This is a genomic window from Mesorhizobium sp. M0715 (assembly GCF_040320355.1).
In the GTDB taxonomy this organism is placed as follows: domain Bacteria; phylum Pseudomonadota; class Alphaproteobacteria; order Rhizobiales; family Rhizobiaceae; genus Mesorhizobium.
This window is the reverse complement of record NZ_JAMYPL010000023.1, coordinates 48,775-64,899: the sequence shown is the minus strand read 5'-3', so window position 1 is coordinate 64,899 and position 16,125 is coordinate 48,775. Positions and strand designations below refer to the sequence as shown.

The following is a 16,125-nucleotide window of genomic DNA, read 5'->3' as shown; positions in this document are numbered from 1 at the left end:
TGCTTGGATGGAGAAGGGCAGGGAATTGGCAGTTCGGTACGGCAAGTGAAAACGGAAGAAACCGATAGCGCTATCGGAAGCGCCGATGATGCAGGGCGATCAGTTGCCGCAAGCGGTGAAGGCGGTGCCCGGGTTCCAGTCCTTGAAGGCGATGGTCTGGCCTTCGACCGAGACGGTCTTGTGCTTGGTGCTGCCGTCCGGCTGCTTTTCGCTGCCGGTGCCTTTGCCGGTCAGGACATTGTACTCGCAGGCGCTTTCGGCATTCTCCTTCAAATAGTCATCATGGTCATAGGCGAAGCCGGCGACGATGAAGGCAGCGTCGCGCCAGGCGATGGTCAGCGTCATGTCGGTCCGTTCGCTGCCGACCGGCATCGCCGGCAGGTAGAATTTGATCGAGCCGTTGGGCAGCATCGTCAGTTCCGGCTCGGTGTCGGAGTTCTCGTAGCCCGGCCGGTCGTAGCCGTTCCATTCCCCGTGGATCTGCTCGTGCACGATCTCGACGGGCTTGAGGTAATTGTGCTCCTTGTCCCTGAGGAAGAAGTGGACATCCATCGGGTGGCCGGGCTCGGTCTCCACCACCATGGCGAGATCGACGGCGCCATCGCCATTGAAGTCGCCAGTCACCGCCGTGATGATCTTCCGGGTTTCGATCGGCTCCGCAAGGGCGAGGCTCGGCAACAGCAAAGATAGAAAAGCGAGCAGCAGAGATTTCATGGTGGCATATTCCCCCAGACTGACACCTTGCGGTCCTATAGCATGGCGGTGGAATATCGCGCGCCCTCTCTTCTCCCCGACGAAGTCGCGCGGCGATGCTTTCCTTTGCTTTGTGGTGACGCAACTGACGAAAACTGACAGCGATCTGTGCCACATGCCGGGCAATGACGATGGGCGCAATGCGGGGGGCAAGACGACAGTGGGAGCAGGAACTGTGATGGCGCGAGCGGCACTGAACAAACGGGCCGGCTAATGGCGCCGGTCAAGGTTGATCCCGACAAGGTCCATGAATTCCCGGATCCGGGCAGCTTCTACGCATGGCTCGGCAAGCACCACGCCACGGAAACCGAAGTGTGGATCAAGGTTCACAAGGTGGGGTCGGGACTGAAGTCGATCACCCCCAAGCAAGCCATCGACGTGGTGCTGTGCTTCGGCTGGATCGATGCGGTGCGCAAGGGGTTGGACGACAAGAGTTTCCTGCAGCGCTACACGCCGCGCGGTCGGAAGAGCATCTGGAGCCTGATCAACATCGACAATGTCGCGCGGCTGGTCGAGGAGGGCCGCATGACCGAGCATGGGCTCAAACAGGTCGAGGCGGCCAAGGCGGACGGGCGCTGGGCGCGCGCCTATGGCAGCGGCAAGGAGATGAAAATCCCCGACGACCTGCAGGCTGCCATAGACGCCGAACCCGCTGCGAAGGTGATGCTGGCAAAGCTCAGTGCCCAGAACCGTTTCGCGCTCGCCTTCCGCACCCACAACATGAAGACCGAGGCCGGGCGCAAGAAGAAGATCGAGACGTTTGTGGCAATGCTGAAGCGCGGCGAGACGATCTACCCGCAAGGCAGGAAGTAAGGTTTGGGGTGGGCTGGTTTGGGCGCGAGTTCGTCTTCGGCACGGCAAGCCTGTCCGCACGGGATCCGGCGTTGCGCGAAGCGCTTCAGGATCTGAATCGTGAAATTGTTCCAACTGCTTGTTTTTGCGCAATTCGATGGTCGGCGCGTCGCGCGGCTGCTTCAGCAACGACATCGCCGGTGGACGAAGGACGGCACGGCGGCTACCCTTCGAAAGCCGCGACGATCGAGCGGCGGACGCTGGGAGTCGTTGCCGTTGAGAAGAGTTGCTTCGTGGACGATGGCGCTGGGTCTCATTGTCATCGTCGCGTGTGTGGGAGCCGGCGCCACGCTTGCCCAGACCTCGCCCGACCAGACGTCTCCCGACCTGGCTTCCCCCTCGGCCTCGCCGGCAAAAGAGATCTCGGTCGGGATCAAGGAGGCGCCGCCTTTTGCGTTCAAGCTGCAGGACGGCAGCTGGTCGGGATTGAGCATCGACCTCTGGCAGAAAATAGCCGGGCGGCTCAACCTTCGCTTCCGCTATGTCGAAGTGCCTGCCGTGCAGGACCAGATCGATGGCGTCGTCAACGGCAGGTTCGATGCGGCGATGGCCGCGATCACGGTCACGGCCGACCGCGAAAAGGCCGTCGACTTCACGCAGCCCTTCTTCACGACTGGGCTCGGCATTGCGACACCGCTCAACAACCAGCCGTCATGGCGGCCGGTTCTGCATGCCCTGACGTCGTTCGGCTTCCTGCAGGCGGTGCTGGCGCTGGTCGTCATTTCGGTGGTGGTCGGCGTCCTGATCTGGATGTTCGAACGTCGGCACAATGACGATTTCGGCGGCGGCGTCGCCAAGGGACTGTTTTCCAGCATGTGGTGGTCGACCATCGCCGCGACGCAAGCCAGCACCGGCGACTTCGGTCCGCGAACCGTGCCGGGGCGCGTGCTGGCCGCGCTCTGGATGATGGGATCGATCATTGCCATCGCGGTGTTCACCGCGGGCGTCACATCGGTGCTGACGGTGACGCAGATGGAAGGAATGGTGCAGGGCGAAAGCGATCTCGCCGCGGTCAGGGTCGGCGCGGTGCAGAGTTCGTCGACGGCGTCCTATCTGGATTCGACCCAGATCCGTCATCAGGACTTTGCCTCGATCCAGCAGGGCCTCAACGCGCTTCGCGCCGGCAAGATCGATGCGCTGGTGCACGACAAGCCGCTGCTTGGCTGGCTGGTCGGGCAGAATTACGCGACAAGCCTGCAGGTTCTCGATGCGACCTTCGACCAGCAGCAATATGCCATTGCGCTGCCGCTCGGCAGCCCGTTGCGCAAGTCTCTCGATGTCGCCCTCCTGCAGACCATCGAAAGCGATTGGTGGAAACAGGCCGTTTTCCAATATCTGGGCGAGAAGTAGTCCGGCAGGAACTTCCGCGGTGCGATGCGCTGGAAAAACCGCCCTCGCTCTGCGAGAGAGGCGGCCCTTCCTTCGAGAATTGATGGTTGCTGTCACTGGTTCAGGTCGACCGGTGTCACGCCAAGGAGTTTCAGGGCGTTGGCGTAGGTCCTGATGCCTTGGGCCTGTTTGCGCTCGGCACAAAACCGGTTCGCCTTGTCCTGGAGCGCGGTTGCCTCGGCGATCTGGCTTGCGCTGGTGCCTGGGGCGACTTTCGTTTGGATGGCCCCGTCGGGTTGAAGGCCGAGCTGGCTGCAATATTCGCTCCGGGTGACCGCTGCGTCCGCACCCGATTGTGCGACCGCCAGCATGGCGAGCGAAATGCCTGTCAGGGCACCGATCCATCCGGTCGAACGTCGTTGCATGTTTCGGGACCATTTCTTCGCGTTGTGCCGCGGCCGCTTGGCCGCCGCGAGGGTGGTTATGACAGGCGATGTTTTCGCGAGTTTTTCCCGGATGTTGAATCTTGTTTCTGGGGTGTGTCTGGTGGGCGTTGAAGCTGCCAATCTCCCCCCTCGTGGCAGGGCTATCGCATATGGAATTCCTGAGATGTCTGCCCGGCACGGACCCCCACCCCTAACCCCTCCCCACAAGGGGGAGGGAGACTTCCGTTGGCACTGACCCGGGAGAATCGCCTGTCTTTTCGGCGCCAAGAAGAATTAAAGGCACGCGGCAGCGTTCCCTCCCCCTTGTGGGGAGGGTTAGGGTGGGGGTTCTTCTTCGCAAGAATCCATATGCGATAGCCCTGCCACGAGGGGGGAGATCGGCTGTATGCGGCGCTTGCGCCTCTTTCTTTGCGGCCATCCTTCGCGTAAGGCGCCGGGCAAATCCTTTCATCGCAGGCTCAGCCCCGGAAACCGTATGATCAGACTTGAAAGCATCAGCAAGCAGAACGGCCGTCAGCTTGTCTTCATCGAAGCGTCGGCGTCCCTGCAGAAGGGCGAGAAGGTCGGCCTCGTTGGGCCGAACGGCGCCGGCAAGACGACGCTGTTTCGCATGATCACCGGCCAGGAGCAGCCCGACGAAGGCCAGGTGCAGGTCGATCGCGGCGTCACCATCGGCTATTTCAGCCAGGATGTCGGCGACATGGAAGGCCACAGCGCCGTGGCCGAAGTGATGAACGGCGCCGGGCCGGTGTCCGAAGTCGCGGCCGAGATGGCAGCGCTCGAGGCGGCCATGGCCGATCCCGAGCAGGCCGACCGGATGGACGAGATCATCGAAAAATATGGCGAGGCGCAGCACCGCTTCGAGGAACTCGACGGTTATGCGCTGGATGGCCGCGCCCGCGAAGTGCTCGACGGTCTCGGCTTTTCGCAGGAGATGATGGACGGCGATGTCGGAAAGCTGTCCGGCGGCTGGAAGATGCGCGTGGCGCTGGCCCGCATCCTGTTGATGCGGCCCGACGCCATGTTGCTCGATGAGCCAAGCAACCATCTCGACCTGGAAAGCCTGATCTGGCTGGAGTCCTTCCTGAAAAACTATGACGGCGCGCTGCTGATGACCTCGCACGACCGCGAGTTCATGAACCGCATCGTCAACAAGGTGGTCGAGATCGACGCCGGTTCGCTGACCGCTTATTCCGGAGACTACGAATTCTACCAGCAGCAGCGGGCGATCGCCGACAAGCAGCAGCAAGCACAGTTCGAGCGCCAGCAGGCGATGCTGGCCAAGGAGATCGCCTTCATCGAGCGCTTCAAGGCGCGCGCCTCGCATGCCGCACAGGTACAGAGCCGGGTGAAGAAGCTGGACAAGATCGACCGCGTCGAGCCGCCGAAGCGCCGCCAGACCGTGTCCTTCGATTTCCTGCCGGCGCCGCGCTGCGGCGAGGATGTCGTGACGCTGAAGAACGTCCACAAGGGCTATGGCAGCCGCACCATCTATGAAGGGCTCGACTTCCAGGTCCGCCGCCGCGAGCGCTGGTGCATCATGGGCGTCAATGGCGCCGGCAAGTCGACGCTCTTGAAGCTGGTCGCCGGCGCTTCCGAGCCCGACACCGGCACGGTCGCGCGCGGGCCGAGTGTGAAAATGGGTTATTTCGCCCAGCACGCGATGGAGGTGCTGGAAGGCGAGCGCACCGTGTTTCAGACACTGGAGGACGCGTTTCCGCAGGCCGGCCAAGCGCCGCTCAGGGCACTTGCCGGCTGCTTCGGTTTTTCCGGCGACGAGATCGAGAAGAAATGCCGCGTGCTGTCAGGCGGCGAGAAGGCGCGGCTGGTGATGGCGCTGATGCTGTTCGATCCGCCCAACCTTCTGGTGCTGGACGAGCCGACCAACCATCTCGACATCGCCACCAAGGAGATGCTGATCACGGCATTGTCGCAGTACGAGGGCACCATGCTTTTCGTCTCGCACGACCGGCATTTTCTCGCCGCGCTGTCCAATCGCGTGCTGGAACTGACGCCCGAAGGCATCCACACCTATGGCGGCGGCTATACGGAATATGTCGAGCGGACGGGGCAGGAAGCGCCGGGGTTGAGGAGCTAGCCCTACCGCAGCGAGATGCTCATACCACTAAGGTCGGCGTTGACTTGCAGGCCGACCTGCCTGCCCGTCAATTCGAGCCGGGCGCCCTTGTCATTGCTCATGACGATCACCTGAGCCCCTTTGCCAAGCGCGCCGCCACCGCCTGCCGCACCATAGACCCCGGTCACATCCCGTGCACGTTTGATGTGGCGCACGGTACCTTGAAAATAGGTCTTGGAGACGCCGAAGGCGAGACCGCCCGAGACGCCGCCGACCGAGATGGGATAGCGGCGGCCATGGAAGGTCAGCGTTCCTTCGCCTCCGGAGCCACCGACGAAGAAGGCAGCCTTGTAGACGGCGAAGCGGATCGTGCCGCTGTCGGCATGCGCGGCGCTGGCAAAGCCGATGCTCGCGGTGGCGATGGCGGCCACCGCGATGGAACGAAATCCGGATGAAATCTTCATGGTGAGAACTCCTCAATGTCGCCGCTTTGCCGGCCGCAGCGTGGGATCAAAGTTACAACTGAACAGTCTCGCCCGTGATTTGGTTCCAGGCCCCATGATTTGGTTCCAGGCATGGGTTCGAATCCGGCGGCTGGAAGGCCGGGAGAGGGCGGCGGATTGCGGAGGGTGGGGAAGGCGCCTGACCGCAGCTATCGCCTTGTGGGATGAAGAGGTCTATGCAGGCCCTTTACAAGGCTCAGGAGAGGCTTCGGATGAGAATCGCAATCTGCCTCGCATTGACCGCGGCAGTGGCCGGATGCGCGACCTCCCCGGTCGACTATGAGGCGTCGCTTTCGCAGCAGGACCAGAAATGGGCTTCGCCGGCATGCCAGCAGGCCCGCAGGGCGGCTTCGAATTACGAGGCTCGCGAGAAAGAGCATCCGGGGTGGGGTTTCGGCGTCTTGCTTGGTCCATACTCGATGGGGCTCGTCGCAGCCATCAAGGAGCATGAGCAGAAGCAACGAAAACTGTTCGCCCGCGAGGTGCACCTGCAATGCTCGAGCTTGCCGCTGCCGAAGGAACTGCAGGGCGATTTGAACCCTGGCGTGCCGCCGACGAAGTATCCATAGCCCTGCCGCGCCTTCCCGGGCAAAGGCGCCGGGCTGCGAAGCGGCGATGGAGAGCCGCCGTTGGCCTTATGTGACCTCCAGCATGCTCGCCGGCACCACCGGCCTGCTCTATATCGGCCTGATCAAGGCCCCCTCGCTGTCGCTCGCCGAACCGCTGGTGCTGCCCTCGGTGGCCGCCGCCGTCACCGGCGGCACCTCCATCTTCGGCGGCCGCGGCGGCTACACCGGCACCATCATCGGCGCCCTGATCCTGACCGTGCTGACGACGCTGCTGACGATTTTGCAGATGCCGGAGGGGGCGAGGCGGATCTTGTTCGGGCTGATCGTGCTGTTCGTCACCGCGGCTTATCTGAGGATTGTCGAGGAGAGGTAAAACCAGAAGAGCCAACGATGGCGGCGGATCAGATCACAAACAAGGCGATCAAGACAGCCTGAAGCTCGGCCAATTCATGACGCCAATTTCAAATAGAAAATAAAATCCATTGCATGACATACCACCAATATGCAGAAATCCCTGCCTGTAGGCGGGGGGGATCGCGGATGTGGAGAAATCCAAGGAAAAGCTGACGCTATTTTTTAATGGGCTCAGATAATTCTGCAGACCAAGGGCATTGGTCGGATTCTGCCAATATATTTGACTTGCAATTTCGAAGAGTTGTTGATTCCACCGAGTCCGAAAGATTGATCGGCTTCGGGCATGGATCGACACGCGACAATCCGATGCTTTATTTAAATCTCATCTGGCAAGAAAGTGCTATTCCATGATCTCCACCAGACTTTCAGCCCTTGCTCTCGCCGGCTTTCTCGGCATGAGCCTTGCAACATCAGCGCAGGCGGACGAATGTCCGTGGCGATTGCGTTTCTGGCTCGGCGTGGACGCGACTGGCAGCGCCATGGTCCATAGTGGCCAAAAGTGTGTATTTCCTATCCGAGCCAGCGGTACCCTCACAACTCTGAAAATCATTTCCCGCCCTCAGCATGGCGTCGTCACGGCCCTCAGCCGCTCGGTCCTCACCTATCAGGCCCAAAGTGACTACAAGGGCACTGACACCTTTGTTTTCGTCGCCGCTGGAAAAAGCCAAGTCAACCACGGCAAGTCGACAGTGACCATGACTATGAAGGTTGATTGAGCTATCATCATGGCAATGCGCGTTGCTTTACTGCCGACCGTTTACCTCATCATCGCCGCATCTCTTTTTTGCTTGATTGCGGCAGCATCGGCCGCAGAAACAAAGCAAGTGCCCGACGAGTGGCCAATGAATTTTGCTCTGGTGCGCAACGGCGACTGCACGCAAACCTGCATCCAATGGATATCGGCCGAAGGCGCCATAACAGGTGACACCGGCAGACGGTTCAAGAAGTTTCTGAAACGGCTGAAGGGCAAGAAACTTCCTGTCGTGTTTCAGTCTCCCGGCGGGGACGTGGCTGCCGCGCTTTCGGTTGGGCGCATGATCCGCGCCGCCGGCCTGGAAACCGCAGTGGGCAGAACGCTGCTAAACGGCTGCCCAATGCTTGTACCGCGCTGTCCAGAAAAAATCGTCCAGAACGGCTGGTCGCAAGGTGAAGTCCACTCAGGAGGCGCCTATTGCTTCTCGGCTTGCCCACTTGCATTTATGGGCGGCCAGGTTCGCGCTGCAGCTGCTAATGCCCGCATCGGCCTCCATCAAATAACGGTCAATGGCTACAAAGGATCCGAACAGACCGGGAGAAGAGACCTCGATGCAATTTCGACGCGGTCCGACCCCACGTTGAAGCAAATGCTTTCCACCTACCTCGACGAAATGGGCGTCAGCAGCCACGACGTGTTCGCCATGATGGGACTTGCGACACCTTACGGTCTCTACAACCTCCAAAGCGCTGAAGCCCTGAAATCAGGTGTCATTACAAAAGTCTTCTCGTACTCTGATGATCCGGGCTACATCATCAGTGGAATTGGCGTGTTGCCTGCGGCCGCTTCGCCGGCGAAGGACATCTTGCAGTGAGAGAGCTCTGCTTCTTGGTGACGGCGCAAATTTTTGCGACACCAAGAAGCGAAGCGTTGCCATCACACGCCCACTACTGCCAAGTAGTAGCCGCGCTCTTCATCACCTCAAGCGTGCTCGCCGGCATCACCGGCTTGCTCTATATCGGCCTGATCAAGACCCCTTCCCTCTCGCTCGCCGAACCGCTGGTGCTGCCCTCGGTGGCCGCCGCCGTCATCGGCGGCACCTCCATCTTCGGCGGCCGCGGCGGCTACACCGGCACCATCATCGGCGCCCTGATCCTCACCGTGCTGACGACCCTGCTGACCATCCTGCAGATGCCCGAAGGCGCAAGGCGGATCTTGTTCGGGCTGATCGTGCTGTTCGTGACGGCAGCGTATTTGCGGATTGTGGAGGAAAGGTAGGGGAGAGGCGGCTGCTTTTGGCTCGAGGCGACTATGGCAGGCGAAACTCTGAAAGACAGCACTGCGCCTTCTCTGTCATTCACGCGGGAGAGCTGCGCCAAAAGTGGCCGTTCATTCGTAATGCCGAATGCAACTCGGATGATCCGCAAAATATCTACGAGCAGGTTTGAAGACTCACCAAAGAACTGATAGGCCTCGTCACACGAGGTCTCCCCTCGCATACGCGCTGTAGTAACTGCGGCGTAAGAGCTAATGTCTGCACATATCGTGCGCGCCATCAATAAACGCGTCACATGGCGTGATTGGAAGGGAGACCTCGTGCCGACGTCCTATTTTGGTATCCCTGTTGTCCGCGCCACAATACCTCCTGAGTTGGCCAATGAAGCTTCGCTTCTCACCTATTTGGGCATGTCAGCCAAGGAGTTGAAAAAGATCTGGTGGTTTCGCGGACGCATGTACCACCAGTTCGAGATCGCCAAGGGGAAGGACAAGACCAGGATTATCAGCGCGCCGAACGAGCGCCTCAAATATCTTCAGAGGCAGATCGCTCCGCTACTTGACCGGCTCTATCGCGTTCGAAATCCAGTCCATGGTTTTGTCTCTGGAAAATCGGTAAAGACCAACGCGTTGGCGCACCTGCGTAAGCGCTACGTGCTTAACATCGATCTGAAGGATTTCTTTCCATCGATCACCGAAAGCCGAGTCACTGGCGTCCTTGAAGCTCTCGGCATCGACAGTCGCGTAGCAAGCATCATTACCCGTCTCTGCTGCTCCAACTCTCATCTGCCTCAGGGCGCGCCAACCAGTCCTGTCCTCTCCAACATGATCTGTTTTCGCTTGGATAAGGAACTGCTTGCCTTCGCGAAGGGCGTACGCTGCATCTACACACGCTATGCAGATGACATCACGCTTTCGAGCCATCAACCCATGGCGGCGCTGTTCGAGGGACCGGCTCAGCCCTTGGGCCATTTCGCACCCGATCTCCTCGTTTCGGCCCTGCGCAACATCGTCGTCAGTAACGGATTCGCGATAAACCCCGAAAAGGCACACTACGCCGACCGAAATTCGCGCCGGATGGTTACCGGGCTCAAGATCAACGAGCTAATCAATGTAGACCGTCGCTATGTCCGAAATATTCGGGCAGCGCTCTATTCGGTGGAGACACTGGGCAGAACGGCCGCGCAGGCGAAATTCAAGAGAGACCATGGTGGCTCGTCCGACCTTGGCAAGCATCTCGGAGGCAAGATCACCTGGCTTAAGTACATCCGAGGCCAATCTGACCCTGTATTTCGGGCTATTGCTATCCGTTTCAACGCTAGCTTCCCGGACCGAAAGATCGAGGTGACGCCGACTGCGGACGAGATCCGGGACCGGGCTGTGTGGGTTATCGAGTATTGTGAGGGTGAGGGCGAGAAGCTCAAGTTGTTGCAGGGCAGTGCATTCTTCCTCAAGGATGTCGGCCTTGTCACCGCCGCGCATTGCGTAGAGGGAGTGGACGAAATTGAGGTCTATCACCCGAGTAAGTTTGCTAACAGATTCACGGCGACCGTGCTCAAGCGAGACAAGCATCGTGATCTTGCGATTCTTGGTCACGCTATCCCAACTACCGAGTATTTCGACTTCGAGCGATCAACTCACGCCGTTGCTGTCGGTCAAGAGTTGATCGCAGTCGGCTATCCAAGCTTTGGTCCTGGCGACAGGCTCAATGTACGAGATGGGAAGGTGAGCTCACTTCCTGTCAAGCACGGTGTTAAGTTGATCGAAGTGACGCAAAAGCTTTCACAGGGCATGTCTGGTGGTCCCATTCTCGACAGCAACGACGCGGTCGCCGGTGTCGTCCACAAAGGTGGACCCGGCGAAGGACGAGACTTTGCTATTCATGTCGAGGTGCTAAACGATTGGCTTGCTGAGTAGGCGTTGGATTATCCGCGCCGGCACGGGCCGACGCGCTGATTGTAAAGGTGTCCGCGGAGATCGCGCCGCCCGCTGATGAGCGTCCGCTGAATTACGTGATTACGAGTTACGGTGTCGAGTTACGGTGACAGTGCACTTTTTACCCTGCCAGGTGTTCGCCTATCCCCCCGCCAGTCTCGGCAGCAAAAAAATCTCCGCCCCCTCCGGCAGCTTCTTCGACCACGTATCCCTATAGATCGTGCCGTCGATCGCCACCGCGATGCCTTTGTCGATCAAGGGCTCGAGGCCGGGATACTGTTCAGCCAGCTTCCTGAACAGCTCCCTTATATCCTTGGCCTCGATCTCGACCTTGCTGTTGCCTCCGGCGGTCGCGGCGAGCGAGCCCCAGAGCGTTACTTCGACCATTCGCGAGACCCCTATTCGGGATGGAGCATGATGTTATCCGAAAACCGCTTCGCACTTTTCGGCATCATGCTCTAGCCGCCTCGATCGCCGCCAGGATGCGCGGCGGCGACATCGGGATATGCGTCATGCGCACGCCCGCGGCGTTCGACACCGCATTGGCGATCGCCGCCAGCGGCGGCACGATCGACGTCTCGCCGACACCGCGCACGCCGTAGGGATGGTTGGGGTTGGGGATTTCGAGGATCTGCGTGTCGATCATCGGCAGGTCCGAGCAGACCGGGATGCGGTAGTCGAGGAAGCCGGCGTTCTGCAGCCGCCCGTCCTTGCCGTAGATATACTCCTCGTTGAGCGCCCAGCCGATGCCTTGCGCGGCACCGCCCTGGTACTGTCCCTCGACATAGGTCGGGTGCACCGCCTTGCCGGCATCCTGCACGACCGTGTAGCGAATGACCCTGGTGGCGCCGGTATCGGGATCGACCTCGATATCGCAGATATGGGTGGCGAAGGAGACGCCGGCGCCATCGGCGACGAGCTCGCTGTGGCCGGCGATCGGTCCGCCCGTCTTGCCCGACTCGACCGCGATCTCCTTCAGCGACAACTTGCCGAGATTGCCGTGCTTCTCGCCCTTGGCGATCGCGTGGCCCTTTTCCCAGACCACGTCGTCGACGGCAATGTCCCACATCTGCGCGGCGCGCTCGCGCAGGATCAGAATCGCATTGCGGGCGGCCGAGATCGTCGCCATGGAAGACGAGAAGGTGCCGCGGCTGCCGTCCGTCATGTCGTTGTAGCCGAGGCTGGAGGTGTCGGCGACGATCGCCTTGACCTGGCTATAGTCGATGCCGAGTTCCTCCGCCGCCACCAGCGACAGCGACGCGCGCGAACCACCGACATCGACCGTGCCGACGGCAAGCGAGACCGAGCCGTCCATGCCGATGTTGAGGTCGGTGCAGGTCTGGCCGCCGAAGTTGAACCAGAAACCGCAAGCCATGCCGCGGCCCTGGTTCGGGCCCAGCGGCGCCTTCATGTGCGGATGGCTCTTCACCGCCTCGAGCGTCGGGCCGATGCCGATCGGGCCGTAGACCGGACCGTAGGAGGATCTTGTGCCTTCCTGCGCGGCGTTTTTGATCCGGAAGTCGACCGGATCCATGCCGATCTTCTTGGCCAGCTCGTCAACAGCGCTTTCCACCGCGAACGCCGCCATGGGCGCGGAGGGCGCGCGGTAGGCCGCGGTCTTGGGCCGGTTGACCAGCACTTCGTAGCCCACCGTCTTGACGTTATCGAGCTTGTAGCAGGCGAAGGCCGTCATCGCGCCGATCTCGGCCCAGGAGCCGGCATACGGGCCGCAGCTGTAGCGCAGCGTCGCTTCGGCGGCGGTGATCGTGCCGTCCTTGCGGGCGCCGATCTTCACGTCGATCGAGGTGGCACTGGTCGGGCCCGAGGCGCGGAACACCTCGTCGCGGGTCATCACCAGCTTGACCGGCCGGCCGGCCTTGCGCGACAGCGCCAGCGCCACCGGCTCGGCCCAGACATGGGTCTTGCCGCCAAAACCGCCGCCGATCTCCGAGGAGGTGACGCGCAGTTTCGAGGCTTCCATGCCAAGCAGCTGGGCGCAGTGCTGGCGGTAGACGAAATGGCCCTGCGTGCAGACCCAGAGGTCGGCGGTGCCGTCGGAGCTGAAATTCGCCACGCAGGCATGCGGCTCGATATAGCCCTGGTGCGTCTGCTCGGTCTTGAAGGAGCGCTCGACGATGAAGTCGGCGTGGCCGAAACCCTGATGGACGTCGCCATGGCCAAACTGGCTGCGCTTGGTGACGTTGGAGGGTTTTACCGGCTTCTCCTCGAGACCCTCGGTGAAGATGGCATCATTGATCAAGGGCGCCGTGTGCTTCGCCGCCTCGTCGACATCGGTGACGTGCGGCAGCAGCTCGTACTCGACCTCGATGAGCTTCAGCGCCTGCCTGGCGGTGCGGGCGTCGATCGCGGCGACCGCGGCCACCGCATGGCCGTCATAGAGCACTTTCGTGCGCGCCATGCAATTGTCGAGAACGTCGTACATGGCGGCATCGCCATCGGTGAGGTCCGGCAGGTCGGCCGCGGTGATCACCGCCTTCACGCCGGCGAGCTTCTCGGCCTTCGAAATGTCGATCTTCACGATCCTGGCGTGGGCGTGCGGGCTTCTCAGAACGCGCCCGACCAGCTGGCCGGCCATGTTGAAGTCGGCGCCATAGCGCGCGCGGCCCGTCACCTTGTCCACGCCGTCGGGACGGATCGGACGCGTGCCGACGGAGGTGAATTTACGTCCGGAAAAACGTGGATCGAAATTCATCTCAGGCTCCCTTCATCACGATGGCCGCGTCCTGGACGGCGCGCACGATCTTGTCGTAGCCGGTGCAGCGGCAGAGGTTCCCGGCGAGGCCGAAGCGGATTTCTTCCTCGGTCGGGTCGGGGTTCTTGGCCAGGAGGTCCTTGGCCGCGATCAGGAAACCCGGCGTGCAGATGCCGCATTGCAGCGCCGCATGCTCGAGGAACTTCTGCTGCAGCGGGTGCAGGGTATCGCCATGGGCCATGCCCTCGATGGTCTCGACGCGCCGGCCTTCAGCCTCGGCGCCGAGCACCAGACATGAGCACACCAGCCGGTCGTCGAGGATGATGCTGCAGGCGCCGCAATCGCCGGTGCCGCAGCCTTCCTTGGCGCCCGTCAGCCCCAGCCGATCGCGCAGGACGTCCAGCAGCGTCTCGTCCGGCTGGCACAGGAACTCGACGTTGTCGCCGTTGATTGTCGTTGAAACCGCAATTCCAGCCATCATTTGCCTCCTGCACGTGCATAGGCGGTCGTGGCGGCCCGCTTGGCCAGCACGCCCGCAACTTTTCTTCTGAATTCGATAGTGCCGCGCTTGTCGTCGATGGGCCGACAGGCCCCCGCGCAGACCTTGGCGAGCCGCTCCAGCGTCGCCTCGTCCAGCTTGGAGCCGATGAGCACCTCCGCCGCCTCTTCGACCAGAAGCACCGTCGCCGCCACGGCGCCCAGCGCCACGCGGGCCGATTTGACCACACCGTGCTCATCGAGCGTCAGGTTCACGCCGGCGCTGACCACCGCGATGTCCATTTCGGTGCGTGGAATGAAACGCAGATAGGCATCGCCCGAGCGCGGCGCTTGGCTGTCGAGCAGGATCGCCTCGATGATCTCGCCTTTGGCGAGTGACGTCTTGCCCGGCGCGGTCGGCACGCTCTGCACGGGGATCGTGCGCCGGCCCGCCGGCCCGACGACCACTGCCTTGGCGCCGGCGGCAACCAGCGCCGGCACGCTGTCGGCGGCCGGCGATGCGTTGCAGAGATTGCCCACGATGGTGCAGCGTCCCTGCACCTGCTTCGAGCCGATCAGCTTGGCCGCCTCGACGACGCCAGGCCATGCCTTCTTGAGGGCGGTGTTCTCTCCCAGGACGGCGCAGGGAACCGCGGCGCCGATGCTGAAGCCTTCAGCCGTTTCCCGGATCTCGCTCAAGCCATCGATCGCCTTGATGTCGACGATCAGCTCTGGTTCGGCAAAGCCGCCCTTCATCCTGACCAGGAGGTCGCTGCCTCCCGCGAGGATGGCGGCCGTACCAGCCGACCCGGCCAACTGGCCAACGGCATCTTCTATTGAAAGCGGACGTATGTAGCGCATCGTCTCCCCTTGGTCATCGCGATTTCAGCGACCGTTATAAACAGTCTCCTCATAATGGCCATCCGGTTCCTCATCTGCGGCGATTAGGCCAGGCGCCGCAATATCCAGTCCAACAGACGGAAGGTGGCGCGCTGAATGGCAGCAACCGGCTTTGAGACGAGTTTCGTGAAACTTCGGTTGTGGATCAAGTGCGCTCATTCGCTTTTGTCCGCCATTGGACCGGAACGGCCTTTAGGCCGGGCAGAGCCGCTGCCTGGCCGCCCCGGCTGAAGCCCCTGTGTTCGGCAGCCGCCCGAAACGCCTGCGGCGGCTGGCCAAGGGTACGCAGGAAGGCGCGCCGCATGCGTCCGGGATCGCCAAAACCGGCGGTTTCGGCGATCCGCTCAAGCGGGAGATGGCTGGTCTCGATCGCCGTGCGGGCCGTCTCAAGGCGCATGCGCTCTACGGCTTTTGCCGGCGTGACGCCGGTCTCGGCGGTGAAGGCGCGGGCGAAGTTGCGGGGACTCATGGCCGCGTGATCGGCCAGGCATTCGACGGTCAGCGGTTCGGCCAGGTTTGCCCGCACCCATTCGATCAGCGCGGCAAAGCGCCCGGTTCGCCCGCCCAGCTCGACGAAGGCCGAGAATTGCGACTGGCCGCCCGGCCGGCGCTGGTGCACGACGATCTGCTGCGCGGTGCGGCGCGCCACCTCAGCGCCAAGGTCATCTTCGACGAGGGCGAGCGCCAGGTCTATTCCGGCCGAGATGCCGGCCGACGTCCAGATGTCGCCATCCCTGATGAAAATACGCTCGGCATCCAGCCTGACCTTCGGGTAGCGGCGGTGGAAGTCGTCGCTGCTGGCCCAGTGCGTGGTCGCGCGGCGGCCGTCGAGCAATCCCGCCTTTGCCAGCAGGTACGCGCCCGTGCAGACGCTGCTGATGCGCCGCGCCGAGGCGCGCCTCAACCAGGCGACGATCTCGTCCATCGCCTCCATGGAGCGGATGATTTCGCCGCCCGATACGATAACGGTGTCGAAAGGGCCGTCGCGCAGAGGCCTGGTGAGGAGCTTCAGACCCGAAGAGCTTTCAACGTCGCCGCCGCCGGGCGCCAGCAAAACCAGTTCATAGTTGTCCGGGCGGCAGCGCTCCGCAATCTCGAAGACTGTAGTCGGCCCGGCCGCATCCAGAAGCTGGAAACCGGGGTGAACGACGACGGCAACTTGCCTGCGCATGGCAGTATTCGCCCGAT

At 61.9% G+C, this 16,125-nt stretch carries 15 protein-coding genes and 2 pseudogenes; 9 read left to right on the top strand and 8 right to left on the bottom strand.

The window, feature by feature from the left end:
• Positions 1–99: 99 nt before the first annotated feature.
• A complete protein-coding gene (locus NKI21_RS24380) occupies positions 100–714 on the bottom strand; it encodes a hypothetical protein (RefSeq protein WP_352867677.1) in 615 nt (204 codons plus the stop codon).
• Between the two features lie 252 nt (positions 715–966).
• On the opposite strand from NKI21_RS24380, the gene NKI21_RS24375 reads away from it, so the two are divergent.
• Together NKI21_RS24375 and NKI21_RS24370 are read left to right on the top strand one after the other, a co-directional pair.
• Positions 967–1,566 (top strand): YdeI/OmpD-associated family protein, encoded by a 600-nt coding sequence (locus NKI21_RS24375; protein WP_352799700.1) that lies wholly within the window; start codon positions 967–969, stop codon positions 1,564–1,566.
• A 255-nt stretch (positions 1,567–1,821) separates the two neighbouring features.
• Positions 1,822–2,955: a transporter substrate-binding domain-containing protein gene (locus NKI21_RS24370; protein WP_352867674.1), complete on the top strand. Its 1,134-nt coding sequence runs from the start codon at positions 1,822–1,824 to the stop codon at positions 2,953–2,955.
• Positions 2,956–3,047: 92 nt separating this feature from the next.
• Here NKI21_RS24370 and NKI21_RS24365 read toward each other — a convergent pair whose 3' ends face one another.
• Entirely contained in the window at positions 3,048–3,359 is a 312-nt protein-coding gene (locus NKI21_RS24365) for a hypothetical protein (RefSeq protein WP_352867713.1), read from the bottom strand.
• A 496-nt stretch (positions 3,360–3,855) separates the two neighbouring features.
• Here NKI21_RS24365 and abc-f point away from each other — a divergent pair, with 496 nt between their 5' ends.
• A complete protein-coding gene (gene abc-f / locus NKI21_RS24360) occupies positions 3,856–5,478 on the top strand; it encodes a ribosomal protection-like ABC-F family protein (protein ID WP_352867671.1) in 1,623 nt (540 codons plus the stop codon).
• A 2-nt stretch (positions 5,479–5,480) separates the two neighbouring features.
• Here abc-f and NKI21_RS24355 read toward each other — a convergent pair whose 3' ends face one another.
• Positions 5,481–5,921, bottom strand: coding sequence for a lipid-binding SYLF domain-containing protein (locus tag NKI21_RS24355; protein ID WP_023813342.1), 441 nt, complete (start codon positions 5,919–5,921; stop codon positions 5,481–5,483).
• A 251-nt stretch (positions 5,922–6,172) separates the two neighbouring features.
• Here NKI21_RS24355 and NKI21_RS24350 point away from each other — a divergent pair, with 251 nt between their 5' ends.
• The 6 genes and pseudogenes from NKI21_RS24350 to NKI21_RS24325 all read left to right on the top strand — a co-directional run bounded on the left by NKI21_RS24350 (position 6,173) and on the right by NKI21_RS24325 (position 10,829).
• Positions 6,173–6,529, top strand: a complete 357-nt coding sequence (locus NKI21_RS24350; RefSeq protein ID WP_352867666.1) for a hypothetical protein — start codon at positions 6,173–6,175, stop codon at positions 6,527–6,529.
• A 67-nt stretch (positions 6,530–6,596) separates the two neighbouring features.
• Positions 6,597–6,902, top strand: a pseudogene (locus NKI21_RS24345) (ABC transporter permease); the annotation flags it as partial.
• Between the two features lie 388 nt (positions 6,903–7,290).
• A complete protein-coding gene (locus tag NKI21_RS24340) occupies positions 7,291–7,659 on the top strand; it encodes an Ig-like domain-containing protein (RefSeq protein ID WP_352752231.1) in 369 nt (122 codons plus the stop codon).
• Between the two features lie 9 nt (positions 7,660–7,668).
• Positions 7,669–8,511: a COG3904 family protein gene (locus tag NKI21_RS24335; protein WP_352752233.1), complete on the top strand. Its 843-nt coding sequence runs from the start codon at positions 7,669–7,671 to the stop codon at positions 8,509–8,511.
• Positions 8,512–8,573: 62 nt separating this feature from the next.
• Positions 8,574–8,915, top strand: a pseudogene (locus NKI21_RS24330) (ABC transporter permease subunit); the annotation flags it as partial.
• A 252-nt stretch (positions 8,916–9,167) separates the two neighbouring features.
• The gene (locus NKI21_RS24325) at positions 9,168–10,829 is read left to right on the top strand and encodes a reverse transcriptase domain-containing protein (RefSeq protein ID WP_352630305.1); all 1,662 of its coding nucleotides are present in this window, start codon (positions 9,168–9,170) and stop codon (positions 10,827–10,829) included.
• Between the two features lie 159 nt (positions 10,830–10,988).
• Here the strand turns inward: NKI21_RS24325 and NKI21_RS24320 are convergent, their stop codons facing one another.
• From NKI21_RS24320 to NKI21_RS24300, 5 genes are all read right to left on the bottom strand, one after another.
• A complete protein-coding gene (locus tag NKI21_RS24320; protein WP_024501711.1) occupies positions 10,989–11,234 on the bottom strand; it encodes a MoaD/ThiS family protein in 246 nt (81 codons plus the stop codon).
• A 64-nt stretch (positions 11,235–11,298) separates the two neighbouring features.
• Positions 11,299–13,560: a xanthine dehydrogenase family protein molybdopterin-binding subunit gene (locus NKI21_RS24315; protein WP_352867660.1), complete on the bottom strand. Its 2,262-nt coding sequence runs from the start codon at positions 13,558–13,560 to the stop codon at positions 11,299–11,301.
• Position 13,561: 1 nt separating this feature from the next.
• Positions 13,562–14,038, bottom strand: a complete 477-nt coding sequence (locus NKI21_RS24310) for a (2Fe-2S)-binding protein (RefSeq protein WP_352867657.1) — start codon at positions 14,036–14,038, stop codon at positions 13,562–13,564.
• Positions 14,038–14,898, bottom strand: a complete 861-nt coding sequence (locus tag NKI21_RS24305) for an FAD binding domain-containing protein (protein WP_352867654.1) — start codon at positions 14,896–14,898, stop codon at positions 14,038–14,040. The genes NKI21_RS24310 and NKI21_RS24305 overlap by 1 nt, the downstream gene beginning before the upstream one ends.
• A gap of 184 nt (positions 14,899–15,082) precedes the next feature.
• Positions 15,083–16,108, bottom strand: a complete 1,026-nt coding sequence (locus NKI21_RS24300; protein WP_352867651.1) for a GlxA family transcriptional regulator — start codon at positions 16,106–16,108, stop codon at positions 15,083–15,085.
• Positions 16,109–16,125 lie beyond the last annotated feature (17 nt).

Excerpts from the sequence above, each read along its gene's own strand:
- abc-f (WP_352867671.1), top strand. The coding sequence starts at position 3,856 with ATGATCAGACTTGAAAGCATCAGCAAGCAGAACGGCCGTCAGCTTGTC.
- NKI21_RS24340 (WP_352752231.1), top strand. The coding sequence starts at position 7,291 with ATGATCTCCACCAGACTTTCAGCCCTTGCTCTCGCCGGCTTTCTCGGC.
- NKI21_RS24380 (WP_352867677.1), bottom strand. The coding sequence starts at position 714 with ATGAAATCTCTGCTGCTCGCTTTTCTATCTTTGCTGTTGCCGAGCCTC.
- NKI21_RS24325 (WP_352630305.1), top strand. The coding sequence starts at position 9,168 with ATGTCTGCACATATCGTGCGCGCCATCAATAAACGCGTCACATGGCGT.
- NKI21_RS24305 (WP_352867654.1), bottom strand. The coding sequence starts at position 14,898 with ATGCGCTACATACGTCCGCTTTCAATAGAAGATGCCGTTGGCCAGTTG.
- NKI21_RS24365 (WP_352867713.1), bottom strand. The coding sequence starts at position 3,359 with ATGCAACGACGTTCGACCGGATGGATCGGTGCCCTGACAGGCATTTCG.
- NKI21_RS24350 (WP_352867666.1), top strand. The coding sequence starts at position 6,173 with ATGAGAATCGCAATCTGCCTCGCATTGACCGCGGCAGTGGCCGGATGC.
- NKI21_RS24310 (WP_352867657.1), bottom strand. The coding sequence starts at position 14,038 with ATGGCTGGAATTGCGGTTTCAACGACAATCAACGGCGACAACGTCGAG.
- NKI21_RS24375 (WP_352799700.1), top strand. The coding sequence starts at position 967 with ATGGCGCCGGTCAAGGTTGATCCCGACAAGGTCCATGAATTCCCGGAT.
- NKI21_RS24315 (WP_352867660.1), bottom strand. The coding sequence starts at position 13,560 with ATGAATTTCGATCCACGTTTTTCCGGACGTAAATTCACCTCCGTCGGC.
- NKI21_RS24320 (WP_024501711.1), bottom strand. The coding sequence starts at position 11,234 with ATGGTCGAAGTAACGCTCTGGGGCTCGCTCGCCGCGACCGCCGGAGGC.
- NKI21_RS24300 (WP_352867651.1), bottom strand. The coding sequence starts at position 16,108 with ATGCGCAGGCAAGTTGCCGTCGTCGTTCACCCCGGTTTCCAGCTTCTG.
- NKI21_RS24355 (WP_023813342.1), bottom strand. The coding sequence starts at position 5,921 with ATGAAGATTTCATCCGGATTTCGTTCCATCGCGGTGGCCGCCATCGCC.
- NKI21_RS24335 (WP_352752233.1), top strand. The coding sequence starts at position 7,669 with ATGGCAATGCGCGTTGCTTTACTGCCGACCGTTTACCTCATCATCGCC.